This is a genomic window from Thainema salinarum CENA647, from assembly GCF_057732415.1.
Genome location: NZ_JBYJZJ010000022.1, coordinates 1,235,442 through 1,260,866, shown reverse-complemented (window position 1 = coordinate 1,260,866; position 25,425 = coordinate 1,235,442). Strand labels below are relative to the sequence as shown.

Here is a 25,425-nt window from a genome sequence, read left to right as displayed (position 1 = left end):
CTGCTAAAGATGGTTATGCCATGTTAGTGATAGTCTGCTGAGCACAAAGCACTACTGCAATACTTACGTCCAGATTCGTTGAGTATCTAGCTCGAAGCCCAGTAAAATCGATTCACCCGAAACCGTTAGAGGTGAGGCCAGAACTTTTGGTGCTTGATTGGATTGGTAAATCCTGACTGTGCGACTTGTTGGATCAATCAGCCAGCCAAGCTGACAACCATTTTCCATATACTCCTGCATCTTGGCCTGTAGCTTTTTGAGTGAATCGGTTTTGGAACGCAGTTCAATCACAAAATCAGGGCACAGTGGCGGAAACGCATCTTGTTCTTCTGCTGATAATGTAGACCAGCGATCGCAACTGACCCAGGCAACATCCGGTGAGCGTTCCGCGCCATCGGGCAGCCGAAATGTCGTCGATGAATCAAAGACTTCCCCGAGTTGGGTTTGACGATTCCAAGCCGTGACTTGATAGGTCAAGTCAGAGTTGCGTCGTCCAGTATTGCCCCCTGTTGGTGGCATCAGCTCAAGTTCTCCATCAGCCGTTAATTCAATACGCACATCAGGATTGGCAAGGGCAATCTGTTCAAATTGCTCATGCGTGAGGTGCAATATGGGGCGCAAGTCCAACGTCAGCAGCGTCATAATTAGCAGACTCGAAAAATGGGGATATCCCGTTGGAATATCCCCAGCATATCGAACTTATCTATCAGGGAACTTGACGATAAGCTAAGCTCCGACAGCTTCCTTGGCGGCGTATAGAACCTCAGCGCTGATTTCCGAGATGCCGCGATCGCGGGCAAATTTCTCGGTATTGCGCTTCACTTTGCCGCGCACGAAACCGGGAATCCGGTTCAGCTCAGTCAGACCATCCTTTGTCCACATCAGGTCAGAGTCAGCGGACATGGTTTTAGTGATCGCCTCTTTGGTGTCGTGACCACCGAAGATTTCCAGCAGGTGATCTTCCATGCCCAGGGTGAACGAGTTGTAGACCAGATCGACAATCTGATTTGCACCCTCGTAACCCACAAACGGCTTGTAGCCCACCGGGAAGTTCTGAATGTGAATCGGAGCCGCAATTACGCCGCAGGGGATGTTCAACCGCTTGCCGACGTGGCGCTCCATTTGGGTGCCAAAGATAGCAGACGGCTCAGCCTTGGCAATCTTATCTGCGATCGCACCGTTGTCATCGCTGATCAGAATCTCGTCGCAGTATTCACCCACCTGCTCGCGGAACCAGTCGGCATCGTACTTGCAGTAGGTGCCAGCCAGCACCACGTGAATGCCCATCTCCCGCGCCAGAATCTTGGTCATGGCAGCAGCGTGAGTATTGTCACCAAACACCACGGCTTTCTTGCCCGTCAGGTTCTGACAGTCAATCGAACGCGAGAACCAAGCCGCTTGGGAGACAAACCGGGTTTGATTGTCGATGTACTCCTCGTAGTTGGCATCAACGCCCTGCTCGTTCAGCAGCTTTTGAATGGTGCGGATAAAACGGGCCGTTTCCACGATCCCCATCGGCGTGATATCCACATGGGGCATACCGAACTGCTCTTGCAGATAGCTAGCCGTCATCGGGCCAATTTCGCGATAGGGCACCAGGTTAAACCAGGCACGAGATAGATTTTTCAGGTTATGTACCGACGCACCTTCCGGGATGATTTCGTTAATTTCAATCCCCAAGTCAGCCATCAACCGCTTCAGCTCAGTGGTGTCGTGGTTGTTGTGGAAGCCCAGCGTGGTCATGCCGAGAATATTCACCGACGGCTTTTCGGTCTTGCCTTCAGGCAATTCGCCTTTCTTGCGAGCTTTCTCTGTGTAGTACTGGACGATTTGCTGCAGAGTGCGATCTGCTGCCTGAATCTCGTTGACGCGATAGTGATTGACATCGGCCAGCATCACGTCGCCTTTGGACTCGATTTGGGCCCGCTCAACAAAGTTCTGCAAGTCTTCCTGCAAAATGCTGGAGGTGCAGGTCGGCGTCAGCACAATCAAATCAGGATTTTCTTCTTGATCCTTACGGGTGATGTTGTCCACCACTTTCTCTTGCGAACCCCGCGCCAACACGTTGCGATCGACGACGCTGGTGGTTACAGGAGTATAGTTGCGCTCCCGCGACAGCATGGAGCGCATGACGTTGAAGTAGTCATCACCAATTGGGGCGTGCATAATTGCGTGGACGTTCTTGAAGGAACTGGCAATGCGGAGGGTGCCAATGTGGGCGGGGCCTGCATACATCCAATAAGCCAGTTTCATACACAATTCTCCCTAGTGTTCTCTAAATATCGCTTGGTTAATAGGCCACGCTGAATAGGTTTTCTGCCCTGTTTTAAAGTAGGTAAAAAAGCCTAAATCAGAGATCAGTCATGTTGTTGAGGCATGTTGTTGAGGTTGAATTTGATTGTCTCAAACAGGCTGACGATATGAGTTATTACTGTTAAGCGAAATGAAGCGCGATAAATAGAGTAAAGATCGCTGAAGTGATTGATGCGTAGCGATTTTGGCAGACTGCGATCGCACTTTCTGCTCAAATAATTGAAATACTTCTTGACGCTTCGTTGTAATTAGTCAAAACATTACCCCTACGCGATCCAACCTTGATTGGTGGCGTGGTTGACGAGGGTTAAGGTGTCAGAAAAAATCAGGTACTCAATTCCTTGTGCCTTCAGCGATTCGCCGAGAGCTTCCCATCGCTGCAAACGCTCTTTGTTATCGGGCGTGACGTTGCGCAGATAGATGGCCATAATCCGGCCTGGATAATCCTGGGCAAGCTGATGATAGATCTCGGCATCCTTTTGGCCAGTGTCACCAATCAGAATGAAGCGTAATTCAGAGAACTGCTCCAGAATGGGGCGAATCAGCTCCCGCTTATGGGATTCGTGGTCAAAGTTCAGCAAATTGGCGGGCGAGAGTTCAATGTCCCGCAGCAAAATCGGGCCTTTGGGAACGTCGTTCAGCTCCATGAATTTGGCAAACACGTCATACATGTTCCAGGCACTGCTGGAGACGTAAAAGATGGGATTGCCCGCCTTTCCGGTTCGACCCTGCTGGAGCATTTGGTAAAACTCCGGCACGCCATTAAAAGGACGACGGGTTTGGGCATTACCCAGGTATGCAATCTGGATCATCTTCAGCACGTCCGTTGCGGCTGTGTGCATGATCGTGTCGTCAATGTCGCTGATCACGCCGAATTCGGCCTGATCGGACACGACCAGTACATTCCCTTCAGTTGAGTCGGATGCGGTGGGATACTCATCCGTGAGTAGCTCCATCTGGACGGGCTGCAAGATGCGATCGCAATTCGTCCAGTTTGGCTCTAGCTCAATTTCAATATTGAAAAAGCCTTCGTCATTGGTCGTCACGTCCTGCTGCTGTTCGCCAACGTGAATTCGCACCGGGACACCGGGCACTTCATCGGTCTCGAACCGACGATACATGTTTAGCAGATTTTTCCAGATTGGCGCGTCTTCTTCCCGTAGGGCAATGCCTTCGTCTTGCAGAACTCGCCCTTTCAGATAAATTTTCTGGGGGGTGCCATAGCCACAGTAGGGCATGATGTGGATTGGATCTTGGATACCCAGTTGCTGGTTGATAGAGCTTTTGGCGGCGTCCCACTGGGCGTTGATCTCGTCCATCAGGTCAGATATGCACTTGATCCAATCGGTCATGACGTTGAGGAAATTCACTGTTTCAATCTATTGCCCCGATCTTATGTAGGGGCGTTATCTAGAACGACTTCCGCAGGTTAGAAACGGCTCCCCACTGGAAACGGAGTTCTGTTTAAAATAGTGAATTAAATAACCTGTGAATCATCCCACCTGTAGGAACACAGCGTACCGTGTCCCTACGCCAAGAACTTCACCGTACGAAATTGACGCTTCTTAATGCGATCGCACATACTCAAGATCGGCGCTGCCCCCAGCAATCAATACATTACTAGGGGCAACGAAAAATCATTAAATCGCGGTGCTGCAATTAACCGTTTTTGTAAATCCACTCTCCTAAGAACTTGAGGTGGTGACCACCTGAGACTACGCTTTGCTCAGTTTCAGAAATCTCTTCAACTAAACAGCTATTCTGCTCAAGCGAAGGCTTGACCTGAGCAGATTTGGACTTAGGATTGAATACGTTCAGCATTGTGAATCCTCTCAAAGTGTGGATATTAGCTGTTTTTACAATATCCAGTCCTATAGAGCTAAATCTCCCTACGCATATGGGGGATTTCGTTGATGCACATGGGGGATTTCGTTGGTATTCCTTATTTGTCCGAGTTGAAATGCCGTAGAGTTTTCCCTTGAACAGCTTTCTGATTGAGAATTATAGTGCGATCGCACTTGTTGCACCGACAAATCGTTGGCCCTCATCCCCCAGCCCCTTCTCCCGCAGGAGAAGAGGAGCCGGATCGGAAGTTCCTTTCCTGTGGGAGAGGGATTTAGGGTGAGGGCAATCAGCTCAGATAGCGAGTCAGAATACTCAGTTGATCATCGGGGTGACGAGGCAGGAGCCGAGCCACGTCGCCTGCACTGGGACAGGGAATGGGCTGGCTCCATTCGTTGGCTTCGGCAAAGCCGCGTCGATGCAGGTTTTTGACGGTGATGATGATGTCGGGGCGGGTGCCGAGCAGGATAATCCGCAGGGGATGGCGACTGTCGCGCTGTGAGCTGTTGGGATTAGGCGCACCGGACTGTGGCGCTGCATCGGAGGCAGCACCAGAGATTAAGTATGTCATTGTTTTCTCCTGTTTTTGACTTTCGAGAGGAAAGCCAAAAATCTAGCCCCCCCGCGATTTGAAGCGCAAAGCAGGGGGGCTACAGGAGCGTTATAATCTCCTGAGCCCTGCGTTGCTGGCTCAACGTAGCGGTTAGCGGCTCAGAGTTGCTGCAATCAATTCTGGGTCGCGCTGACTAGATTTTTGGTATCCAGTTGCCGAGTGCAGGTGATAGTTGCACGGCAACTTAACGTTTCACAGTACGGGATCTGGCCTGTGGAGTCAATCTAAATTCACTGACAGAAACGCGGTGAGGTGCGATCGCGCCTTTGCGAATTGCACTTTTCGCAATGCAAGCTTGAGAAATGGCTACAGACTTGTCGGGAAGCGTTGCAGGGATCTCTGTTGCCAGATCAGACTCCTCTGCAACAACAACAGAGAGGTCTGCAATAACAACAGGGAAGTCTGGAACAACAACAGAGAAGTCTGTAGCGGCAACAGAGAGGTCGGATGTGATTGCAGAGGTCGTGAATGCGATCGCACCTCTCCACTCCAGAAACCGGAAAACTGCGATCGCAGATGTATCGGATGCGATTACAGATGGTTAAGGTGCGATCGCGCTTCTCCATTGCAGAAACCGGAAAACTGCGATCGCAGAAACGCCAAATATGATTACAGAGGTTTGGGTGCGATCTCACTTACAAATAGGAAAATAGATGCGCTCCAACCTGATTTATTTAGCAAAGCTTTATTCCTCACTTCCAAATTCTCAGCAAGGTCAGAGGCAGTGGCTTAGAATTGGTCGAGGCAACTCTAAATCCCGGTAACTTAATACGAACAATAGTTGCCAAACAACTTACGTCTCGTAGTACTGGATATATTCTAATAGATCTAATCTAAACTCGCCGGCAAAAGCCATGCGATGCTTCTCTCATCAAATATCCAATTCGAAGACTCAAATTTTGGCAACCTAATTAATAATTATAAGTTTATTAGCATTTTTCAGATTTAGTTCAATATTTCCAAGTAGCAACACTCCGGACAGATTTAGGAGACTATCGCCCCGTAATCAAGCAGCTTTTGGTAATTAGGATGGGATTTAATTAAAGTCGGCTCCAAGTCAAACTGGTCAATAAATCGGTCTAAAAGATGTTGGTTGAGGGCCAGTCGTTTGAAAGAGGCGAGCGAGAAGCTCAGCGAATCATCGTCTTTCTGGTTGTTTTGCAACGCGACTTTAGCCAGGTTCAGTGCCATCAAACTGGCATTGACATGGGTGTCTATCGCTTCGGCAGAGCGAGCTTGACAGTCCACTAACCCGGTAAACTGACGAGCATCACGGAAAATAAATTCAATCTGAAATCGGGCCGTGTAGCACCGGTAAAGGAGGAACGGGTCAATGTTGAGGTCGGTAGAAAACAGCACGACATAACTGCGGCGACCCCGATGCTCTTTGAGCAGATAGGCCAACCGGATGTTGCGCTTGAGGCTGACCGACCAAACGATGGCGGTATAGAACCCATTTGAGATCTCAAGGAGAGGCAGCAAGGCGCTTAAGCATTAGCCTGACAAAGCAGAGGTTAATTTTGGTCGTGGCGTTGTCCAAGGTTCTCTCAAAGTTCTTAACCAGGATTTTACAGCGCTCCATCCAGGCATTGGAGCGTTCAATCACCCAACGAGCAACCGCCGGAACAAAACCAGATTTCCCTTGTGCGGCCTTTTCTTGCTTGGAGGGCTTAGTTGACAACTGAAACCGGATTTTCGTCATGATCTGGGGATAAATTTTCTCCAGTTCTGTAATGAGAAAATCGATATGATAGCCGTGGTCAAGCAGGATGGTGATCTTGGGAATATTGACCGGTTTTGACTTGAAATAGTCAATGTTCAAGGTCAGCATCTCAATCAATCCGACATCATCGGAAACATTGGCTTTGGTGCAGTGGGTAAAGAAGGGGAACCCCAGCGTATCGACCGCCAGGTGCCGTTTAATCCCATTGGTGGCTTTGTAGAAACAGAACCCTTTGGAGTCCACACTAGCGGTGCAGGTGTTCTTGACCGCTTGTGAATCAATGATGATCAGAGTCGTCCACTTCGATTTTTTTTAACTTGTTCACGGATCTGTTCATGGAGCACTCGCATCAACTCCTCAAACACTCCAGCATTGCGCCACTGTTTGTAGTGCCAATAGACCGTCGAGGAGGGGGGAAGGTCGTTGGGCAAGTCTTCCCAATTACAGCCATTTTTGAGTTGGTACAGAATGCCATCGACGATTGCCCGTTTGCTCCAATTGCACGGTCGGGTTCGCTTTTTCTGGGGTAACATCTGGAGCAACAGCGGTTCAAAAATCTCCCATTCTGTATCACTCAGGCTGCTCGAATAGCTCATCGTTGTTCGGTTTAAGAGGTTTAGCTTCTTCAAGTCTAATTATAAAGATGTCAAATCAGCTCTATAAAGATAAACTCCATCGTCCAAGCGTTTGACCAACTGAAATCGTCGGTGGTCTTGCAGGTTGACCTTGCCGTCAAAGCGTCGAGGAGCACCTCGCCCTTGGTATGGCCCCTCATAGAGGAACTTGAGGTTGGCATCACAGCGCAGTTTGCCAATCGCATGAAACCCGAGTTGCACCACGCCAGTGACCCACTTGTACTTGCTGTAAAACCCGTCGGCGACAATGTAGCGAATCCAAGTGGGGAAGAACGTCAGGCAGTAGGCCAGATGCCCCAGATAGAAGTCAATCCGGTTGCCCTTCGCGCCCTTTCCCTGTTTCGAAGACGCTCTCAAATGAGGTAAGTCTGCCTCGGTTTGCTGGGCAGACAGCGTGTACCCTGTATTCTGCTCCAGATCGACAATCGCCACCACTGACAGTTCTAAGCCCCGTTCTGGACGCTGGGTTTTACCGTTGTAGAACTGGTCTAGACCGTAGGTGTGCCGTCCACTTTTTTCCATAAAGGTGCAATCGACCACTGCGACCTGAACCGCCTCGTCTCGTCTTAATGGTTCTATCAGTGCTTGATTGAGTCCTTCGAAGCCAATGCCCCGTTCGAAGTGTCGACGGTAACTTCGCTCGCTTAAGTCACTGTAACGACTGAGGTTGGCGTAGTTCACCTTGCCACAGACCACGAAAATTGTGGTCATCAAGGTCAACAAAAACTGTTGTTGGGGTTTACCAAATGGCCTGCTGTCTCCAGCAAACCGGTTAGAATCCGATTGAGGCTATCCATTGGTGCGACATGTTAGGTACATTCGCACTCTACACGGTGGATAGCTTTCTTCGCACTCTCCCAAAAACTGTCCGGACTGTTGAAGTAGATATGCATTCAATAAACTCAAATCATGAGTTTTTGACCCTCTTTCCAGTTCAACTTCGATCTCACACAATACTGACCAGTGGGCTTCAAACTGAACAATTTTATTAGCTATTGTTCTATCAAAATTTATTTCAACATTTTGAATCTGTAGATACGGGCATAAACCATGCGCAGTGAAGTTTATTTCCACTTCGGTAGAACCATAGACGTACCACTGATCAATCAATACTGAATAAATATCTCGTTTTAATTCAATATCATGAAATTCAATCACCGCTTCAGATGTATTAGCCACAGAAATCTGACCACTTTCGATCCTATCTTTTAAGATAAAAGATATTCTTTCGAGCACAGCATGTTTATGATCCTGATACCATAACTTCAATCCATCAGAAACCGTATTATCTTCTGAGTTTATAAGATCTAAAAAGTGTGACAGATCAGGAAGGTAGAATAATCTTTCTGATTTGCCACAGTATGATTGCATATCAATGTCGGCACTTACTACATATATTTTTTGATTTTCGGCTCTACACCAATCTTCAAGAGCAAAAAGAGAAAAGGCATCAGGAAATTCAGATTTCTTTCTGCCCTTATTAAAAGGGGGATCTTGTGAAAAATATGAATCAAATATTTTGACAATGTCAACCTTGCCTACGTCCAATATAATTGGATCGGTTCCTTCTACAAATCTTTGCAAGGATCTCTTCATTTCGCAAAAGATTGATTCCATCTCTTCATCACTGCTGACATCAAGCAATTTCTTTTTGCTGTCTTGAAAAGGATCCATCTTTTTTGCCAGCTTTGAATGAAGCGATCTAATCTCTTCAATGGCTTCATCTAACAAATTTTGAGTTTCTCTTAAGGTGATATCAGTGAAACAAATAGTGATCTGTCCAAGATTTCCAATTTCATATATTGTCCTAAGTTTATGGTTATTCCAATTAAAGCCCTCTCGACGAAATATAGATGCATCAATGAAAACATTTCTAGCAACTAACTTTGACATAAACTTTATGTTTTTGCTTTGTTGATGACCAATGTAAAGCCATTATAATTTCATGTCCTGTAATCGCACATCTTTTAGGTTAGATTTCGTTGCTTAATCCAACCTGCAAAAAATATTTAATCAGCTTGCAACTGTATCACCAGAACCTCTAGTAGCTCGACCATTTGGCGCATATCGGTTCTCATTAGCTGAAGTTCTTGTTCAATGGCGATTAAACGTTGCTCAACAGAATTTGAAGGTTTAGATGAAGCCTTTGTTGAAGTTGTCGCGGAGCCATTGAGTTTGTCGGCCAATGCTTGCCAGCTATTTGCCTTAAGACCAAAATGCACCTTGGCTGCCTTTAAGGAACTAAATTGCTTCTTTAGCTGATTAACCGTGTAGCCAATTGCCTGAGATGGTCTAGGTAATTGATCCTGACGATCTAAATCCTCCTCAACCATCTCTACCACTTCATCAATTAATTGATCTTGGTTCGCTGCTAGCTTCGCCGCTGCGCCTAAAATACGTGCAGTGCCTTGAATCTGAATTTCTTTTTCCTGCCGAAGTTGACTCGCAATATCACGGATGCGATCGCCAAGTTTAGATGATCGCTTCGAAGGAGTTAGGGGAGCTGAATTGTCACTCATAGTGCGATCGCTCTACTCTGCAAGAATGTCTTGAATGGCTTGCCAGATGCGCCGAAACTTTTGCAGCAAACCAATTGGATTACCGTCAGTTGTATCGTCTTCTACTGAATCAACTAAATGCTGAATTCGATCCATCCGAGTTGCCATTTCTTCAAGGTTGCCAATCGCAGTTTCTTCTCTTGCTAGAGAATCGCGCATTAAAACCATCATCTCGGCAATTTCTTGCTTTAACTTTTCATTTTCTCGCTTGCGGCGAGTCTCCCAACCTTTAATACCTGCCTTGGAACGCCGTTCAAACTTAAGCTGATCTTGAGCCTCGTTATAGAGCGTGATGTATCGATCGCGCTCAACTAGCACCGTTTCATACTGTACTTGAATCGTTTGAACTTTCTCCTGTAGCTCGTGCTTATCTGCACGCAAACCTAGAATCAGCTGCTTTGATTCATGAGACGAGAGTGGTTCTTGCTGGTGCGATTTTGGATGATTGAGTGAATTATCGTAGGAATCGTCGTGTCGGTCGCCTCTACGCATAGCCATAGTGAATCATTCAATTTGGGCATTTCTTTATCCTGAGTATAGTTTTCCCCATTTAGTCACAGGACAACCCCAAATGCTGGCTTCAACTAATCTTTAGAGTAAGACGACAACCACAATATCTATTCAAAACCTCAAGATGGTAGGGTGGCAATGCCAGATTTAGAGGGCAACGTGCAATCGCAACTCCAACTCAACCTGCTGCTGCAAACACTGCATCAACGCTCAGATCAAGCTGAGGAAACACACCTGAAACGAGCTTATCCCCAGCCACAAATCGCCGCATTTGGTACTCATTGTCTTCAAGCTGACAAATGGTAATCGTGGGCTGTTTCGGTTTACCAATATGCCGCACCGCACCCAGAGCGCGAAAATCAACCAGCCAATACTCAGCAATGCCCATTGCTTCATACTCAACCAGCTTGTGACCATAATCATCGCGCCAGTTTGTGCTCACCACCTCAATCACCAGCGGCACCGTTGCACCTGACTGAATCACCGAAGCCGTTGGCCACAGCGACTCTTGCAGTAACATCTCACGGTTCAGAACAACCACATCCGGCACATACCCCGAACCTTCGGCTTGCGGCTTAATCAGGCAGGTGCGCGGAATCGAGTAGGGCGACTGACTGCGCCGGATCTCGAAGTTCAGCTCCGCCGCCAAAAAGCCAGCGACATCTTCATGGGGGCCTGTTGGTAACACTTCAACCACAACCCCCTCGATTAATTCATAGCAACGACCATTCTCTGGATACCACTCCAGGAATGCCTCAAAACTCATCGGGCTACTGACTTGCGATCGCATCTTTCACACCACCCTATCCTTCGCTGAAAAAGGAGTAGAGTAGATGCGGTCGATCTCAAACTCAATATTGGTTACCCCATTTTCCCAAATCAGTCTGCAAATTCTGACATCTGCATGGGCTATCCAGTCCCCATCTACCAACTGAATCGGCACATCCATCGGCATAATTCGGTAGCCCTCCTTTTGCGCCTGATGTCGTTTGCCCTGTTCCAGTTTTTCTGGATAACCCTGAACGGGATTGAGCTTCAGAATGCTGTTCACAACACATGGCATACCCATGATCGACCTCATCCCCTATAGTGTTGCAACACCCAATTGGTGATTAGCTCATTCACCTGATGCGGCACCTCATCGTGGGGACAGTGCCCTGCCTGGAGATAATGCTCCGTCAGGTCAGGATAATATTGGCGAAACTTGGCACCGCGATCGCGGGCATTCATCCAGGGGTCGCCCTCGCCCCAGAGCAGCAGCAGCGGCTGTTCCAACTGCTCCAGCAGCTTGTCCACCGTTTCGCCCCGTGGCGACTTAAACACCGACGCAAACACCCGCGCCGCCCCCGGATCGCAGGAAGGCCGATAGATATCTTCCACCAGTTGATCCGTCACCGCCGATTCGTCCAGATACACCTGCTTCAGCACCCGCCGAATCGTCGAGCGCCGCCGCGTGTACTGGAACAGCACCCAGCTCGGCAACGGCTGTAGCATAAACATGCGAACCGCCTGCTGGAGCGGATTCGACTTCGCTACCTGCTCCGACTCGGCCCCAGCCGGGACGGGTTCCGAAAACGGGCCAGCACTATTCAGCAGCACCACACCCGCCGCCGATTCCGGTCGCTGTGCCGCCACACAAAGCGAGGCATAACCGCCCAGCGAATTGCCCGCCAGCACTGCCGGGCGACCAATTTTATGCTGCACAAAATCATGGAGCTGATCGCGCCAGACATCACCGCTATATTGCCAGTCCGGCTTAGCCGAACGTCCAAAGCCCAGCAGGTCAACCGCCCACACCTCAAACTCATGCTGGAGCTGAGCGATATTCTTGCGCCAGTGGTCGGTCGAAGCGCCAAAGCCATGAATCAGCAGCAGCGGCGGACGGTCAGCACGCGAACCCGCTTTAACGTAGTGAATCGGCTGGTCACGCCACGTCCAATAGGTTTCTGAATTAGAGTTTGGACTAGGATTAGAATCTGCGATCGCGGCAGTTTGCGTCATAGGAGTCGAAAACAAAGCAGTAAATCTACCCAAATTATTCTAACGTTCACCCATCCAAGCCGCTCCCTCACACCTACCCCCTCGACTCCCCACATTCTTTCCCTCTCCCACTCCCCTACTCCCTACTCCCCTACTCCCCACTCCCCCACTCCCCTCTACAGCCTCAAACCCCTTGCCTAAACACTATCTCCCAACACCCCCCACATCCTATGATGATCAATCCAAGCAATAACCTATCCGCACATCTATCGTGATTTACCCCATTCGTTCCGATTGGTCGGTCGCCGTTACCCGTCCGGCTCAAACTCTTCAGCGCCTAGCGGGAGCCATGCCGCCCAGCGGTTTGGTGCTGCTGTCCAGCTTTGCCATTCAGCTCGCGTCCGTCTTTGCCAAGTCCATGTTCGAGACGCTGGGCGTGGTGGGAGCCTCATTTTTATATAAAGCGATCGCAGCTTTATTTCTGCTGGCCACCTGTCGGTTCTATCGCTGGGACTACTCGCGCCGCAGCTATTTACTGGTTGGCCTCATGGGACTGACAATGGCGAGCATGTCCCTGGCCATCTACAGCGCCATTGACCGGATTCCCCTGGGTGTCGCCTCCACGCTGGAATTCCTGGGGCCATTGAGCGTGGCAATTCTCGGTTCACGGCAGCGGCTCGATTTCCTCTGGGCTGGCTTAGCCACTACCGGGGTACTGCTGTTCAATCCCCTACACTCCATGACGCTTGATCCAGTTGGGGTTGCCCTAGCGCTGATCGCGGGAGCCTGCTGGGCGGGCTATATCCTGCTGTCGCGAGCCGTGGGACAAGCCTTTTCTGGCAAAGTCGGCCTAACGCTAGCGATGACGATTGCCGCCTTGCTGCTGATGCCGTTTGGCATTGGGCAAGCGGGTACCGCCTTGCTCAGTCCCCCAGCCTTGCTGATTGGGCTAGGCGTGGCCGTCTTGGGCACTGTCATCCCCTACTCGCTGGAGTTCAACGCCCTCAAGCGGATGCCGCCCCGCGTATTCGGTGTCTTGATGAGTATCGAACCTGCGATCGCAGCTTTAGTCGGTCTTCTATTCCTACACGAGGTCTTGACCATGAGATCCGTAGTTGCGATCGCATTGGTCACCCTAGCCGCCATCGGCGCAACCTTATCGCGCAATCCAGCCGATTCTTAAGCTTTGAGTGCGCTATCTTGAGTGCGCTATCTATAGATTAGTTCAGTCAACGCTGAGGAATTTCGCAAATGCTTCAGACGCTCCCGCAAAAGATTCGGCGCAAGTGGCAGGTGGCTCAGTCGGAGGTCAAGTTTTGGCTGGAACAGCAGCGCTATGCACCTCAGATTGAGACACAGCGGGCGCTACTCCATCCGGTTGATCAGCGAATTGTGTCAGCTATCAAACAAGACGGTGTAGCGGTTTCCTCGCTAGCTGAACTGGCAATCCCAGATACCGAACAGTTTATGCAAGCCGCTCAAGCGCTGATGGCCGAGCTACAAACGCAACCTGCGATCGCACCTCGACCCCATGATCGACAGAACGCCTTCAGCCATGCCGTCCCCGCTAGCCCAGTTCAGATTGCTCGGGATTATCCAGCCCTATTTACCTGGGGATTGTGCGATCGCATTTTGAATATTTTGGAAGTCTACATGCAGGCTCCGGTTGCTTGCCAGGGTGTGAATCTGCGGCGGGACGTGGTGGATGGGCAGCAGATTGGCACTCGTTTCTGGCACCGCGATGGCGAAGATCGCCACGTGATCAAAATCATTATTTATCTAACAGATGTAGGCGAGAATGATGGCCCCTTCGAGTACATCCCCAAGCCGCAATCGCTCTCCTACAGGCAGTTCAAGGCCGTGAACTACCAAATCTCTAATCATGACATGGCCCAGGTAGTGCCGCCGGAGCTGTGGCAAGCCTGCACGGGCAAAGCCGGAACCGTTATTTTCACTGACACCGCTAAAGTGTTTCACCACGGACGAGTGCCGCAAACGGAGCGCGTTGCCGTCTTTTTCGCTTATACCTCTCACCAACCGCGCTGGCCGGAGCTGTGCAGTGCCACATCGTTTCACCAGGGACTGCCGTATTTGCAGGTGACACTGTCCGAGCGGCAGAGGGAGACTGTTTGGGGATTGAAAAAGTGATGAGAATCTAGATTGGGATGGATGCGATCGCACTTTAGGCCAGATATGCTGACGTTTAGTCATTGAGTATGAATGGCGTAGGCTATTGCCGAAGGAGGCATTTTGGCAAATCCAGATCATCTTGCTTTGATCCAGCAGGACGTTGAAGAGTGGAATCAGTGGCGAGCAGAGCACCAAGATATTCGGCCCGATTTGAGTGGTGCGAGTCTCTTGCGGGGAGGGCACTACAGCGGTGCCGATTTGTCAGATGCGAACCTGCACCGCAATGACTTGATTGCGGCTGATTTGAGTCAAGCAGATTTGTCAGAAGCTGACATGAGCGGTGCAGAACTGAGGAAGACAGATCTCAGCGAAGCCGAGCTGCCCCACGCCAATTTAATTGAAACGGATTCACGTCGAGCTGACTTTAGCCATGCCAATCTCAGCTACGCGGCACTGATTCGGGCAGACTTGAGCCATGCCAGCCTGATTGAAACTGACTTTACGGGTGCGGATTTGATCGGCACGATTTTTACGGGCAGTAGTTTGATCCGGGCTGATTTTAGTAGCGCCGATTTGAGTGGCGCAGACTTTAGCGGGGCAGATTTGATTCAGGCTAACTTCAACGGCGCGAACTTAGATGGAGCCAAGTTTAGTCACGCGACGCTGCATGGAGCTGATTTCAGTAACTCTAGCCTCAGCGGAGTAGACTTTGCCGATGCTCAACTCGAAGGCGCAATCTTTCCCGATGGTTATCAGCCCCATGCTGAAGCAGAATCGACCGAATCGATCGAGCAGGCGTCGTCAGCTTAGGAAAGCGGATTTGGTAACGTGAAACATTTGGGGTAGGGACACGGCAATGTCGTGCCCTACGGATGGAATGATTGGTAGGCTAATTAAGTCATCATCCTTAGCGCTTTTGATGAAGGCTGCCGCGCAGGCGGCGCGATTTGAGCAAAAGCTGCTGGTAATTATCGACTTGATCTAAGTTCAGCTGTTGAAATTCGGCTTGATCGGCTTTTAAGCCCAATTCCTCAATTTGCTGCCGTAGTTTATATTCCCGATCGTAAATTTGCTGGGCCATTGATTGGAAAACACGCGCAAGTTGGCCAAGTTCATCTCCACGTTCGGCGACTTCTGAAAGCTGGCTGACTTCAAACTGGCTGTTTTCAATATCTGCGGCCATATTAGCAATTTTGAGAATCGGGCGAGCAATCAAGCGATCGGAGATCAAAATGGCAACGCCAGCCGCACCAACAATAAAAATGAGAATCGCTACCAGTAGAATCTGCTGATTGCGACGAATAGTGGCCAAGTAGCTATCAGAAGGAATAATAGTCCCCAAAACCCAGTTGTTTCGCCCAATGGGAGCAAATGAAATTAAATACTTTTCACCGGAGTCGGGGTCAGCGTAGACAAATTTCTGTGACTCACCTTTCTCTAGCTCATTAACCAGCTGGTTTGTAATATTCTCGGTCTGAAACCCCTGGTAAGCCAACTGCAGCATTAAATCATCAGTATTGTTGAATTGCTGCATATTGGTTTCCATCCCAGCTTCGGGCAAAACAGCAGCTGGGTTACTTGCTGCAATCAGCTCTTCCTGGGCATTGATGATGAAAATTTCACCCGCTCGATCGCCTTGGAGTCGCGATAAATACTCAGATAGCTGGGTCAGTTCCATCCCAACACCAATGACGCCAAGTACCTCACCATCTCGTTCAAGCACGACACTCGAATCCATGCCCGGAGTGCTACTCGAACTGTAGATGTAGATAGTCCAGGCTGTTTCACCCTGTTTCTCGACGGCATTCTGATACCAAGGACGATCCGGTGCATAGTAGGGCGGATTCCTTTCGGCGATTTCCTGATCCAGCAGTTCCAGGTTGCCTTCATCATTCTGGTACGTGCGGATTGTAGCAACCGTTTTTTGAGTTTCTGGATTCCAGTCTCGATTGTGATACTTGATTAGTCCATCCGTCGTACGCTGGGCCCCAATAAAATCGCCATTGCTATAGCCAAACTGCACCCAAGTAAAGTTTGGATTGGCCTCTAGGACGCTAATTAAATAGTTTTCTCGCTCTTCAGCCCGATCTAGCGTCAGCAAGTTGCGGTTGATGCTGCTGAGAATAAGCTGATGGGCAGATTCGTTGGAAGCAAATAGACGCTCCACTTCTTGGGAGGTACCCTGAATGATTTCTTTGTTGACCTGGTTGACGATAGTTTTGATATTTCTTTGGGACATCAACCACCAAGGAATATAAACGACCGTGGCCGTGGCGCTGACGATGAGCAAGATAGCGCCCACAAGGGTGGTTTTGAGGCCAAAGCGAGATCGCGTATTTGAACGCTGGCGAGAAGAAGAACGTGGCATAGGAAAACGGTGAGAAAGAGGATAGGGGGAATTAATCTAAGGGGATAATCTAGGTAGTTAAGGTTCTAAATCGGCAACCATTGCAGTTGTAGCCATGCCAGTATGCACGATACCCAATGTGCGGAAGGGATCCATGATGGGGTCAACCGCAATAAATAGAACGAGTACCGCTTCGAGCGGCAGCTTCAGCGGTTCGAGCACCAGTCCCATCATGGTGAGGGTGAGAATGCCAGTCACACCGGAGGTGGCCATTCCTGCGAAGATAGAACCAATGATAATCACAAATAATCCTGGTAAACCGAGTTCTGCATCATAAAGTTGAGCAACGAAGACGGAAGCCAGCACAAAGTAAATCACTGAACCAAAGCGACCAATCGTAATCGATAGCGGGGTAACTAAACTGGTGGCCTGCGCCTCGAATTTCAGTTCTTCATGCAGCGTTGAAATGGCGGAGGGCAAGCAGGCCAAGCTGCTGGAGGTGGCTAAAGCTAGAATTGTCGGTTCTTTCACCACTGATAGCACCTTGAGTAGAGAAACCTTGGCGCGGTACCAGATGATAAGTGTGCAGAGGATATAGATGGCGACAAAGGTTGCGATCGCAACTAGGATAAAGTTCAACATGGAGAACATCACATCCAAGCCTAGTTGAGAGAGCTGATGCGCCAGCAAGCTACACAAACCAAAGGGCAGCAGATAGGTCATCCAGTGAATGATTCGGTTGAACGCTTTATAAATGCTTTCCAAGGCGTCAAAAACGGATTGCGTAATCGGCTCCTGAATCAAGCCCAGCGTAACGCCAAAAACAATTGAGAAAACCAGTACCTTTAGCGTTTGGCCCTCACTCAAAGCGGTAAAGATATTCTCTGGCACCATATTCAAAAAGAAGGTAGTCAGCCCCAAGGTTTCTTCTGCCTCTTGAATCGGGCCAGTCAGGGAGATCTCCATATCGATGCCGGAGTTATTGACCAGCACTCCCAGCGTTTCCAGCGTGGAGACGGACAAGTTGCGACCCGGCCCAGTAATCATGGCAATTACCAGGGACAAGGTACTGATCAGCAGCAGGCTAACCGGAAACACAATCAAAATGCGGCGGATGTACTGTCCGGCATTGCTGGTGCCCATGAGCCGCCCAATACTGGTGGTGATAGCGGCCAGCAGGATGGGCATGACGCACATTTTCAATATGCCAAGATACAGTTCCCCAATCGGTGTAATCAGATCAGCGATGCCGTGATGGGATGTGCCAATGTAGACTCCCAAAATGACGCTGATGAGAATAGCCCAAGGGCTGCGGAGCCAGTGAATCGAGAAGCTGGGCGGACGCTTAAAGCGGCTAGCGATAGTCATGATGTTTTGGGGTGAAAGGGTGGGAGAGTAGGAGGGTGAATGGGTAGATGGGTGGATGGGTAGGAGGGCTGTAGCGGGTTATAAAGAAAGTGAGGCGTGAGGCGAAATTCTCTTTAACTCAGACCTCAGCATTCAGCAATTTACTGAGCACTCACTTGCACTCCGTCTCACGATTCTTCAGCGGGCTTGGGTTGAAAATAGACTGAATACTGCTCTAGCAGGGAATCTGCGGTATAGGTGGTGCTAGAGGTTTCGAGGTACTGATCAACAAAGGCAAGAAGGTGAGTACTTTCCCAAGGAACTGCGATCGCAATAAAATCGTTGGTGTCAGTTAAAGCCACAGTTTGAAAGTTCAGGGCGGCGTCGGGCTGACTGCGAACGATTTTCTTCACCTCTAGCTCATCGCGGTAGGCCAGCAAAATATCACCTTGGGTCACGGCTTCTACGACAGCGGGCCAGGATGGGTATTCGACGACTTCGGCTTTGGGGAACTTCTGTTTGGTAAAGCCAACATAGGACGAGCCTTCAATCACGCCGACACGACCTTCCAAATTGCGAATCACCTCGGTCATGCTGCGGCCTTTCGCTTGCTGAGCCATTTGCAGCCGATTGACCAGCAGACCGTGGCGCATGTTGAGATAGGGGCGTGAAAATCGAACTCGCTGCGCCCGCTGCATGGTGCGACTGAGTTTCGAGATTGCCATGTCGGCGTCGCGTTGATAAACCGTATCGGCGACTTCATTGAAGGTTTGTGCGCCGCGCTGAAATTCCACGTCTACGCCAAGCTGTTGAGCGATATCGCGGGCCAGTTGAATATCAGAACCATCCAGTGCGTCGCTCTCGCCAGCCATGAAGAAGGGTGGATTGTCTTCATTTAAAACCGCCACAATTAGTTTGCCCCGGTCGAGAATCCGCTGGAGATCCGGTGGCATCAAGGCTGTATCTTCTGCACGAGTTGGAACTGCGGCAGGTGCTGGGTTTGAAGTTGAGTTTGTTGAGGTTGCGATCGCAATTTCAACTTCCGTATCGCTTGCCTCCGGCTCACGGGTTGGTTTAGGAGAGGCCGTCTGTAACTGAGCAACAGTTTCAGCTCCAGCTATGCCGTCACCTGACAGACCAGTTGCCGTCTGAAATTCTAGAACAGCCTGACGAGTTGCGTTGCCGTAGACACCATCAACAGTGCCAGCAAAATAGCCTAGCTGCTGGAGCTTAGTTTGCAGTTGTTTAACCGCTTCACCCCGGCTGCCGACCCGTAGCGTTTGTTGAGGCGCATTGGTATCATCCGTGCTGCCCATCGCGCTATCGGTCACGCTATCGGTCACGTTATTAGTTGGAGCTTGCGCCACTGTCATTTCCACCGCTGGCGCAGATGGGCTGGTCGTCGCCACAGCCTTCAGCGGGATCAGTTGGGAGAACCCAACGATGAATAGCCCAACCACCGTCAGTAGTCCTAACCTCAGCAAGGTTTTGTGGGCGGATTGCCTTGTCTTTTTGAACATTGAGTTTCTCCTAAGCGGCAAACGAATGGATGTGACGCAGACCAAATGCCAAATCCAGCGTGATTTTGGAAGCCGCATCCAGTGGATCAACCCACGGTACGGCCAAGTTTTGAGCACGAGCGAAACCAACGGATAGCTCAGTGCAGCCAGCAATCAGCAAATCGGCTCCTTGCCTGGCATACCAGCCTGAGATGTCCTCCAGAAGAGTTAGGACTTGATCAGAAATCCAAGTTCCTGATGCTTTAATTCCCCAATTTGGGTCATAAATAACCTGCATGATTTTCTGCTGAATGTCCGAATCGAGTGCAGGCATGATGGGAATTAGACCTGCACGGGCTAAACTTCTGCTGTATAAGCCTGTTTTCAAGGTGCCGTCGGTAGCCAGGACACCAATCCGCTGCGCAGTCGGATAAGTCTCCACAATGTGTTTCGAGGTACAGGTCATGAGGTGAATCCAGGGAATGTTGAGCTGCGGCTGGACTCGGTCGTAGAAGGCGTGGGCCGTATTACAGGGCACAATTAGAAAACTCACACCCGCTGATTCCAGCAGCTGGCCATATCTCACAAGCCAAGGCGTACAATCTTCAACTTCTCCGGCGATGCTGCGACTGCGATCGGGGATAGCCGTGGCATTAACGAGTAGCCAAGTGGGATGGTCTTGATCGCAGCGCGCCCCTCGTCTGGTGCTTTCCGACAGCAGACGTCGCTCAAATTCAATATGGGCAAGGGGGCCAAGCCCACCCAAAATTCCTGGAATGGCAACTTGTCGAACCGCTGTATCGTCTAAAAGATTCATGAGCCGAAGGTGACATGGTGAGAGTGAGCGGAGTGCGGTGGTTTAACGTGACGTAGACACTAACCTGATTGGTTATCCTAATTACTAGACTTCCCTGGCACTGTGCAGTAATACAGCTATCTGCACAGCGTTCCGGCTTCTTGTCCCAAAGTTTATGCTTTAGCAGCAATGCACAGATAAATATGAAGACTTAATTTTGCAAGGTTGCAATTAAACCCCAAAACAGGCATTTTGGACGCAAGAATTTGCTCCAAATAAGATGGTTTCAGTGTTCCCCTGTATCTGGAGTGGAGCAACAGAAGAGTAGCAGTATCAACATTATTCAGTTATTACAAAAACAGGACTCTAAACCCCAACAGGGTTGAAAAGTAGAGTTTTCCCTGAGGGAAAACTCTACTTTTCAACCTGGATTTGGTTTAAACACGATTAACTTGTTTAGATTTTGAGCCACTATGCCCTCTCCGATCGCACATTCTGTTGCAGGTTATATTTGCGCAAGTTTACTGCCGCCGCGTATCGTTCAAGCAGTATCGCCCTTCACTCGCTCAGCTTCGGCCCGATTGCTAGGACTGTACGGTGTGTTGGTCGGCAATTTACCAGATCTAGATTTCCTAGGGCAGATGATTGGCCTGGGGAAGCATCGCGGCATTAGCCATAGTTTGATGGCGATGCTGGTCGTCAGTGCAATCGCAGGTTTACTGTTTTTTGTTGGTTTCCAGATAGGTTATCGGCTCAATCGTCATCGTTTGATGAGAATTGCGATGATGAGCTGTGGCCTGACGCTAGTTGTATATGGTAGCCATTTGCTGCTGGACTATTTCACGGCAGGTGGCCCCGGTATGCAGCTCTTGCAGCCGTTTTCAGATCAATATTTTCAAGCCGCTCAACCCCTTTTTCCATCCGTGCATCATTCAGAAGGACTGCTCTACTGGGGACATCTAGAATTTATTCGAGTTGAGCTAGCCTACAGCGCGATCTCACTGGCAGGATTATGGGGCTGGCGGCGGATCAGGTGCGATCGCAGTTCACATAAACAGACCAACACCACGATATAGCAACCACATTGGTTAAGACATTAGGGAATTTGAAAACGTTTGAACGTTCAAAACGTTTCAACGTTCAAACGTTTTCAAATTCAGCCACTAATGACACCCGCGCGCTCTCCCTTGTCCCCTCGCTCCCCTACTCGGTCTATCCAGAGGAGAAGAGAAATAATCCTGAAGGAGCGCTAGTTCAGCAACTGCTCCGGCAGCGCCTCTGGGCGGATCGATGCCGTCACATTTTGACCATTGCGTCGCAGTTCAAGCTGGAGCGTGTCGCCAATGGAAGACTGTTCCACCAGTGACTGTACGTCTTCAGCGCGAGCAATGTCACGCTCGTTAATTTGTCGAATTACGTCACCGGGGCGCAGTCCTGCTTTGGCAGCGGGAGAGCCTTCAACGATAGCAATCACAATTACGCCCGCATCATCTTGCACTCGGAGGTTAAAGCGAGGATCACGGTTGATGGCGTCGCGCAGTTCCGGCGTTAGCGTCTGCATCCGGATGCCGATATAAGGGTGCTGGACTGAACCCGTGGCGATGAGCTGATCAGCAATCTCACGCGCTTCGTTAATTGGGATGGCAAAACCGAGGCCCTGGGCACCACCAATAATTGCGGTGTTCATGCCGATTACTTCGCCCCGCTCATTCAGCAACGGGCCACCGGAATTTCCCGGATTGATTGCCGCATCGGTTTGGATAAAGTCAATTCGCTTGTCGGGAATGCGCACTTGGGAACTGCTGCGACCCGTGGCGCTGATGATGCCTGCGGTTACGGTGTTGTCCAATCCCAGTGGATTGCCAATTGCGATCGCCCATTCTCCAGGCCGAAGCTGATTCGAATCGCCCAGGTTAACAACGGGCAGATTGCCTTCTTCCACCCGAACCACAGCCACATCGGTGAGCGGATCGCGGCCTAACACACGTCCCTGTAGCTCGCGCCCATCTTTCAACGTCACGGTCACATCGGTTGCACCTTCAACCACGTGAGCATTGGTCAGAATTAAGCCATCACGATCAATGATGAAACCTGAGCCTGTACCCCGTTCGACCCGCGTTGAGGGAATGTCGGGAATCTCGCCAAAGAAGCGGCGGAAAAAGGGATCGCGAAAGACAGAGGGCACCTGCGTTTCAACGGTGCGCGAGGCGTTGATCCGGACAACGGCGGGGCCAACTTGTTCGACGGCATCGGCAATAAAGCTGCTGCCCGTTGTTGCTTGAATGAGGCCCGTGCGCCCTCCGGCTGGCACCTGGCTGACTAGGATTTGATCTGTAGCGATGGGAAGGTGCGATCGCGATTGAGAGTAGGACGATTGGGGCAAGTTAGTAAATGATTGTGCTGCTGTTCCTGCTAGCGCTAAAAGCACTAGGGAAAGAGGCTTTGAATACCGCTTCATCCAGTTTGGTGTCCACTGCTGTTTCATGGTCTTTATCTTTGACGCAATAGGTTCACAGACGCGACGATTTTAGTTTTGCTCCCTACATTTTCCTATAGTTGCAGCTCACCTAAAAACTTGGATTCAGCTTGTGCCGCTGCGATGCAGCGGCACAAGCTGACCTTTATTGGCCTATTCGCTTATTCGCCACCATAGACATCCGTGGTGACTTTGCCGCGAAAGACGATGTATTGATAAACGTTGTAGAACAGCATGATCGGAATCAGACCACCAATAAAAATCAGCATAAACACCAGCGCACTGGGATCGGCAGCGGCTTCGTAAATGGTGATTTGCGTCGGAATGATATAGGGAAACACTACCAGTGCCAGGCCCAGAAACGTCAGCACAAACAGCAAGATCGTCCAGACAAATGGCCAGCGTTCCTGCTTTTTGTTCAGACTTCTGAGCAGCAGCGTGATCAGCAATACGCCCAAGATAGGAATGGCTGCAAAGATATAAACCTGCGGCGCTTGGAACAGGCGAGTGCGGGCATATTCATAAAAAATTGGAGTTGCGATCGTAATTAGAATCGCGCCTGCTAAGGTCGTGATTGCTGCAATGCGAGCCGTTTTGTAGTGGGTCTCTTGCAGTTCGCCTTCCGTTTTCCACACGAGGTAGGTGGAACCAATCAGCACATAGCCTTGAATCAGCGTCAGCGTCACCAGCACAGACGGCAGGTTGAAACACTCCAGTGTGTTGCCGATAAAATGGCCGCTTTCATCAACCGGAATCCCCGCTAATACTCCCCCTAGCGCAAAACCTTGTCCAGTCGCGGCCAGCAAGCTGCCAATCCCAAATGAATAGTTCCAAAACAGCTTACGGTTTGACTGTTCTCGAAACTCAAAGGCGACTCCCCGAAAGATAAATCCAAAGATCATCAGCAAAACGGGGATATATAGCGCGTTGAGAATGGTGCCATACGCCAAGGGAAACGCGCCAAACAGAGCACCTCCCATCAAGACTAGCCAAGTTTCGTTTGCGTCCCAAATGTTGCTGAGGCTGGTCATGAGCAAGCCCCGGCGTTCTTCGGAGGATGACGTGAGTGAGAGGATACCTACACCCAGATCAAAGCCATCCAGCATGACATAGAGGAAGAGGAATAACGCCAGAATGCCAAACCAAACCTGGGGCAGGAAGTAGGTCAATGTGTTCATGGATAGGAATAGATAATTGCTATTGCTTGGCTTCGACGGGGCGTTCATCGGGAACAAATTCGGCGGGTTCGGTATTGACGGCGGGTTTAGTTTCGATACCGGGAATGGGTAGATCGAGCCTTGGCCCTCGGCGGATAATGCGGCTACCGAAGTAGAGGGCGGCAATAAACAAAATAGTGTAGGCGGCAGCGAAGCCCGTCAGCGAACCCAAGATATCAGCAGGTGGTAAGTTTGAGACCGCGTCTACGGTGCGAATTTCACCGTAAACAACCCAGGGTTGCCGTCCCACACAGCGAACGATCCAGCCAGATTCCACGGCGATATATCCCAGCGGTGCTGAGAAAATCCAAGCTCGCATCAGCCAGCGCTGATCTGCGATCGCATCTGCTGATAATTTGCCTCGCAGCCACTGAAGTAAGGTTAATCCCATCAGTCCGGCCAAGAAGAAGCCAATGGCAATCATGATCCGAAACGAGTAGTAGACCAGTCCCACCATGCTGGGTCGATCTTCGGGTGGATACTCTTTCAACCCCTGCACGGGTTCTGACAAATCGGATTTCAGTTCCAGGATATAGCCCAGAGCATTGGGAATTTTGATTTCCCAGTCGTTGCGCTCGGTTTGGGTATTCGGTAATGCAACCAAACTCCAGTCGGCAGGGCCTCCGGCAGGCACAGTTTCCCAGAGCGCTTCCATAGCGGCCATCTTGGTCGGCTGCTCGCGATAGACCTGCTCGCCACTCAGGTGTCCCACGTATATCTGCAAAGGAGCCACAACAATCGCAACCACCAGCACAATCTTGAAGGCTTTCTGGAAGAACGCTGGATTGCGCCGATTGATGATGTACCAGGCGCTGATGCCGCCAATCACAAACAGCGAGGTTTCCAGCGTGGCCAGGAACATGTGGGAAATGCTCACGGCCATGAACGGATTCAAAATTGCCTGAAAATAATCGCTAACGATGAATTTGCCGTCAACAAATTCGCCTCCGGCTGGTGTCTGCATCCAAGAGTTGGCAGTCAAAATCCAGAACGTAGACAGATTGGCACCAAAGGCCACCAGAATCGTCGCCAAGAAGTGAATAACGGGATTGACGCGCTCCCAGCCAAACACCATGATGCCCAGGAACGCGGCCTCCAGCATGAAGGCAAAGGACGCCTCAAAGCCGATGATGCTACCAAAGAAGTTGCCCACGGCTTCTGAAAAGGGGGCCCAGTTGGTGCCGAACTGAAACTCCATCGGAATGCCTGTGGCCACGCCGATGCCAAAATTCAAAATATAGAGCTTTGACCAAAAGCGGGCGTGATAGTAATAATCAGGATTGCGCGTTTTCAGCCATATAGCCTCAATGACAACTAGATAAATGCCTAAACCAGTGGTCAACACAGGCCAGAGCATGTGGAAAATGGCTGTCATCGCAAACTGCATCCGCGACAGCACAATGCTATCTGACAAAAAATCCATGAGTAGGTGCCTTACT

General features: G+C 50.1%; 26 protein-coding genes and 1 pseudogene. 5 read left to right on the top strand and 22 right to left on the bottom strand.

The window, feature by feature from the left end; genetic code table 11:
* Positions 1-63: 63 nt before the first annotated feature.
* From AC286M_RS12365 to AC286M_RS12345, 5 genes are all read right to left on the bottom strand, one after another.
* A complete protein-coding gene (locus AC286M_RS12365) occupies positions 64-642 on the bottom strand; it encodes a Uma2 family endonuclease (RefSeq protein ID WP_488204690.1) in 579 nt (192 codons plus the stop codon).
* Between the two features lie 84 nt (positions 643-726).
* Positions 727-2,253: a ferredoxin:protochlorophyllide reductase (ATP-dependent) subunit B gene (gene bchB / locus AC286M_RS12360; RefSeq protein ID WP_488204689.1), complete on the bottom strand. Its 1,527-nt coding sequence runs from the start codon at positions 2,251-2,253 to the stop codon at positions 727-729.
* Between the two features lie 326 nt (positions 2,254-2,579).
* Complete coding sequence (locus tag AC286M_RS12355; protein WP_488204688.1) at positions 2,580-3,665, bottom strand: App1 family protein phosphatidate phosphatase; 1,086 nt, start codon at positions 3,663-3,665, stop codon at positions 2,580-2,582.
* A 307-nt stretch (positions 3,666-3,972) separates the two neighbouring features.
* Entirely contained in the window at positions 3,973-4,134 is a 162-nt protein-coding gene (locus tag AC286M_RS12350; protein ID WP_488204687.1) for a hypothetical protein, read from the bottom strand.
* 310 nt (positions 4,135-4,444) lie between these two features.
* A complete protein-coding gene (locus tag AC286M_RS12345; protein WP_488204686.1) occupies positions 4,445-4,726 on the bottom strand; it encodes a hypothetical protein in 282 nt (93 codons plus the stop codon).
* Between the two features lie 510 nt (positions 4,727-5,236).
* Between AC286M_RS12345 and AC286M_RS12340 the strand changes: the two genes are divergently transcribed.
* Complete coding sequence (locus AC286M_RS12340) at positions 5,237-5,377, top strand: hypothetical protein (protein ID WP_488204685.1); 141 nt, start codon at positions 5,237-5,239, stop codon at positions 5,375-5,377.
* Positions 5,378-5,752: 375 nt separating this feature from the next.
* Here AC286M_RS12340 and AC286M_RS12335 read toward each other — a convergent pair.
* The 10 genes and pseudogenes from AC286M_RS12335 to AC286M_RS12290 all read right to left on the bottom strand — a co-directional run.
* Positions 5,753-6,238, bottom strand: a pseudogene (locus AC286M_RS12335) (IS4 family transposase); the annotation flags it as partial.
* Positions 6,234-6,734, bottom strand: a complete 501-nt coding sequence (locus AC286M_RS12330; RefSeq protein ID WP_488204684.1) for a transposase — start codon at positions 6,732-6,734, stop codon at positions 6,234-6,236. The gene AC286M_RS12330 and the pseudogene AC286M_RS12335, both read right to left, overlap by 5 nt.
* 44 nt (positions 6,735-6,778) lie before the next feature.
* The gene (locus AC286M_RS12325; RefSeq protein WP_488204683.1) at positions 6,779-7,087 is read right to left on the bottom strand and encodes a transposase; all 309 of its coding nucleotides are present in this window, start codon (positions 7,085-7,087) and stop codon (positions 6,779-6,781) included.
* Between the two features lie 39 nt (positions 7,088-7,126).
* Positions 7,127-7,837: a transposase gene (locus tag AC286M_RS12320; protein WP_488204682.1), complete on the bottom strand. Its 711-nt coding sequence runs from the start codon at positions 7,835-7,837 to the stop codon at positions 7,127-7,129.
* Positions 7,838-7,915: 78 nt separating this feature from the next.
* Positions 7,916-9,019 (bottom strand): PIN domain-containing protein, encoded by a 1,104-nt coding sequence (locus AC286M_RS12315; RefSeq protein ID WP_488204681.1) that lies wholly within the window; start codon positions 9,017-9,019, stop codon positions 7,916-7,918.
* Between the two features lie 116 nt (positions 9,020-9,135).
* Positions 9,136-9,645 (bottom strand): hypothetical protein, encoded by a 510-nt coding sequence (locus tag AC286M_RS12310; RefSeq protein WP_488204680.1) that lies wholly within the window; start codon positions 9,643-9,645, stop codon positions 9,136-9,138.
* A gap of 12 nt (positions 9,646-9,657) precedes the next feature.
* Positions 9,658-10,182: a DUF3450 domain-containing protein gene (locus AC286M_RS12305; protein WP_488204679.1), complete on the bottom strand. Its 525-nt coding sequence runs from the start codon at positions 10,180-10,182 to the stop codon at positions 9,658-9,660.
* A 190-nt stretch (positions 10,183-10,372) separates the two neighbouring features.
* Positions 10,373-10,984: a Uma2 family endonuclease gene (locus AC286M_RS12300; protein WP_488204678.1), complete on the bottom strand. Its 612-nt coding sequence runs from the start codon at positions 10,982-10,984 to the stop codon at positions 10,373-10,375.
* A gap of 3 nt (positions 10,985-10,987) precedes the next feature.
* Complete coding sequence (locus tag AC286M_RS12295) at positions 10,988-11,263, bottom strand: DUF2584 family protein (protein WP_488204677.1); 276 nt, start codon at positions 11,261-11,263, stop codon at positions 10,988-10,990.
* 8 nt (positions 11,264-11,271) lie between these two features.
* On the bottom strand, positions 11,272-12,195 hold the full coding sequence (locus tag AC286M_RS12290; protein WP_488204676.1) for an alpha/beta fold hydrolase: 924 nt from the start codon (positions 12,193-12,195) through the stop codon (positions 11,272-11,274).
* A 250-nt stretch (positions 12,196-12,445) separates the two neighbouring features.
* Here AC286M_RS12290 and AC286M_RS12285 point away from each other — a divergent pair, with 250 nt between their 5' ends.
* From AC286M_RS12285 to AC286M_RS12275, 3 genes are all read left to right on the top strand, one after another.
* Positions 12,446-13,357, top strand: a complete 912-nt coding sequence (locus AC286M_RS12285; RefSeq protein WP_488204675.1) for an EamA family transporter — start codon at positions 12,446-12,448, stop codon at positions 13,355-13,357.
* A 68-nt stretch (positions 13,358-13,425) separates the two neighbouring features.
* A complete protein-coding gene (locus AC286M_RS12280; RefSeq protein WP_488204674.1) occupies positions 13,426-14,322 on the top strand; it encodes a phytanoyl-CoA dioxygenase family protein in 897 nt (298 codons plus the stop codon).
* A gap of 102 nt (positions 14,323-14,424) precedes the next feature.
* The gene (locus AC286M_RS12275; RefSeq protein WP_488204673.1) at positions 14,425-15,114 is read left to right on the top strand and encodes a pentapeptide repeat-containing protein; all 690 of its coding nucleotides are present in this window, start codon (positions 14,425-14,427) and stop codon (positions 15,112-15,114) included.
* A 97-nt stretch (positions 15,115-15,211) separates the two neighbouring features.
* On the opposite strand, the gene AC286M_RS12270 is transcribed toward AC286M_RS12275, so the two are convergent.
* The 4 genes from AC286M_RS12270 to AC286M_RS12255 form a co-directional block, all read right to left on the bottom strand.
* The gene (locus AC286M_RS12270) at positions 15,212-16,672 is read right to left on the bottom strand and encodes a cache domain-containing protein (RefSeq protein WP_488204672.1); all 1,461 of its coding nucleotides are present in this window, start codon (positions 16,670-16,672) and stop codon (positions 15,212-15,214) included.
* Between the two features lie 57 nt (positions 16,673-16,729).
* Positions 16,730-18,019: a dicarboxylate/amino acid:cation symporter gene (locus tag AC286M_RS12265; protein WP_488204671.1), complete on the bottom strand. Its 1,290-nt coding sequence runs from the start codon at positions 18,017-18,019 to the stop codon at positions 16,730-16,732.
* Positions 18,020-18,186: 167 nt separating this feature from the next.
* On the bottom strand, positions 18,187-19,518 hold the full coding sequence (locus AC286M_RS12260; RefSeq protein ID WP_488204670.1) for a transporter substrate-binding domain-containing protein: 1,332 nt from the start codon (positions 19,516-19,518) through the stop codon (positions 18,187-18,189).
* Positions 19,519-19,528: 10 nt separating this feature from the next.
* Complete coding sequence (locus AC286M_RS12255) at positions 19,529-20,314, bottom strand: aspartate/glutamate racemase family protein (protein WP_488204669.1); 786 nt, start codon at positions 20,312-20,314, stop codon at positions 19,529-19,531.
* A gap of 452 nt (positions 20,315-20,766) precedes the next feature.
* On the opposite strand from AC286M_RS12255, the gene AC286M_RS12250 reads away from it, so the two are divergent.
* Positions 20,767-21,369, top strand: a complete 603-nt coding sequence (locus AC286M_RS12250; protein WP_488204668.1) for a metal-dependent hydrolase — start codon at positions 20,767-20,769, stop codon at positions 21,367-21,369.
* A gap of 173 nt (positions 21,370-21,542) precedes the next feature.
* Here AC286M_RS12250 and AC286M_RS12245 read toward each other — a convergent pair whose 3' ends face one another.
* The 3 genes from AC286M_RS12245 to AC286M_RS12235 form a co-directional block, all read right to left on the bottom strand.
* Entirely contained in the window at positions 21,543-22,778 is a 1,236-nt protein-coding gene (locus tag AC286M_RS12245) for an HhoA/HhoB/HtrA family serine endopeptidase (RefSeq protein WP_488204667.1), read from the bottom strand.
* A 152-nt stretch (positions 22,779-22,930) separates the two neighbouring features.
* On the bottom strand, positions 22,931-23,947 hold the full coding sequence (gene cydB / locus AC286M_RS12240; protein WP_488204666.1) for a cytochrome d ubiquinol oxidase subunit II: 1,017 nt from the start codon (positions 23,945-23,947) through the stop codon (positions 22,931-22,933).
* A gap of 19 nt (positions 23,948-23,966) precedes the next feature.
* Positions 23,967-25,409, bottom strand: a complete 1,443-nt coding sequence (locus AC286M_RS12235) for a cytochrome ubiquinol oxidase subunit I (protein WP_488204665.1) — start codon at positions 25,407-25,409, stop codon at positions 23,967-23,969.
* Between the last annotated feature and the right edge of the window lie 16 nt (positions 25,410-25,425).

Excerpts from the sequence above, each read along its gene's own strand:
- AC286M_RS12365 (WP_488204690.1), bottom strand. The coding sequence starts at position 642 with ATGACGCTGCTGACGTTGGACTTGCGCCCCATATTGCACCTCACGCAT.
- bchB (WP_488204689.1), bottom strand. The coding sequence starts at position 2,253 with ATGAAACTGGCTTATTGGATGTATGCAGGCCCCGCCCACATTGGCACC.
- AC286M_RS12355 (WP_488204688.1), bottom strand. The coding sequence starts at position 3,665 with ATGACCGATTGGATCAAGTGCATATCTGACCTGATGGACGAGATCAAC.
- AC286M_RS12350 (WP_488204687.1), bottom strand. The coding sequence starts at position 4,134 with ATGCTGAACGTATTCAATCCTAAGTCCAAATCTGCTCAGGTCAAGCCT.
- AC286M_RS12345 (WP_488204686.1), bottom strand. The coding sequence starts at position 4,726 with ATGACATACTTAATCTCTGGTGCTGCCTCCGATGCAGCGCCACAGTCC.
- AC286M_RS12340 (WP_488204685.1), top strand. The coding sequence starts at position 5,237 with ATGCGATCGCACCTCTCCACTCCAGAAACCGGAAAACTGCGATCGCAG.
- AC286M_RS12325 (WP_488204683.1), bottom strand. The coding sequence starts at position 7,087 with ATGAGCTATTCGAGCAGCCTGAGTGATACAGAATGGGAGATTTTTGAA.
- AC286M_RS12320 (WP_488204682.1), bottom strand. The coding sequence starts at position 7,837 with ATGACCACAATTTTCGTGGTCTGTGGCAAGGTGAACTACGCCAACCTC.
- AC286M_RS12315 (WP_488204681.1), bottom strand. The coding sequence starts at position 9,019 with ATGTCAAAGTTAGTTGCTAGAAATGTTTTCATTGATGCATCTATATTT.
- AC286M_RS12310 (WP_488204680.1), bottom strand. The coding sequence starts at position 9,645 with ATGAGTGACAATTCAGCTCCCCTAACTCCTTCGAAGCGATCATCTAAA.
- AC286M_RS12305 (WP_488204679.1), bottom strand. The coding sequence starts at position 10,182 with ATGGCTATGCGTAGAGGCGACCGACACGACGATTCCTACGATAATTCA.
- AC286M_RS12300 (WP_488204678.1), bottom strand. The coding sequence starts at position 10,984 with ATGCGATCGCAAGTCAGTAGCCCGATGAGTTTTGAGGCATTCCTGGAG.
- AC286M_RS12295 (WP_488204677.1), bottom strand. The coding sequence starts at position 11,263 with ATGGGTATGCCATGTGTTGTGAACAGCATTCTGAAGCTCAATCCCGTT.
- AC286M_RS12290 (WP_488204676.1), bottom strand. The coding sequence starts at position 12,195 with ATGACGCAAACTGCCGCGATCGCAGATTCTAATCCTAGTCCAAACTCT.
- AC286M_RS12280 (WP_488204674.1), top strand. The coding sequence starts at position 13,426 with ATGCTTCAGACGCTCCCGCAAAAGATTCGGCGCAAGTGGCAGGTGGCT.
- AC286M_RS12270 (WP_488204672.1), bottom strand. The coding sequence starts at position 16,672 with ATGCCACGTTCTTCTTCTCGCCAGCGTTCAAATACGCGATCTCGCTTT.
- AC286M_RS12265 (WP_488204671.1), bottom strand. The coding sequence starts at position 18,019 with ATGACTATCGCTAGCCGCTTTAAGCGTCCGCCCAGCTTCTCGATTCAC.
- AC286M_RS12260 (WP_488204670.1), bottom strand. The coding sequence starts at position 19,518 with ATGTTCAAAAAGACAAGGCAATCCGCCCACAAAACCTTGCTGAGGTTA.
- AC286M_RS12255 (WP_488204669.1), bottom strand. The coding sequence starts at position 20,314 with ATGAATCTTTTAGACGATACAGCGGTTCGACAAGTTGCCATTCCAGGA.
- AC286M_RS12250 (WP_488204668.1), top strand. The coding sequence starts at position 20,767 with ATGCCCTCTCCGATCGCACATTCTGTTGCAGGTTATATTTGCGCAAGT.
- AC286M_RS12245 (WP_488204667.1), bottom strand. The coding sequence starts at position 22,778 with ATGAAACAGCAGTGGACACCAAACTGGATGAAGCGGTATTCAAAGCCT.
- cydB (WP_488204666.1), bottom strand. The coding sequence starts at position 23,947 with ATGAACACATTGACCTACTTCCTGCCCCAGGTTTGGTTTGGCATTCTG.
- AC286M_RS12235 (WP_488204665.1), bottom strand. The coding sequence starts at position 25,409 with ATGGATTTTTTGTCAGATAGCATTGTGCTGTCGCGGATGCAGTTTGCG.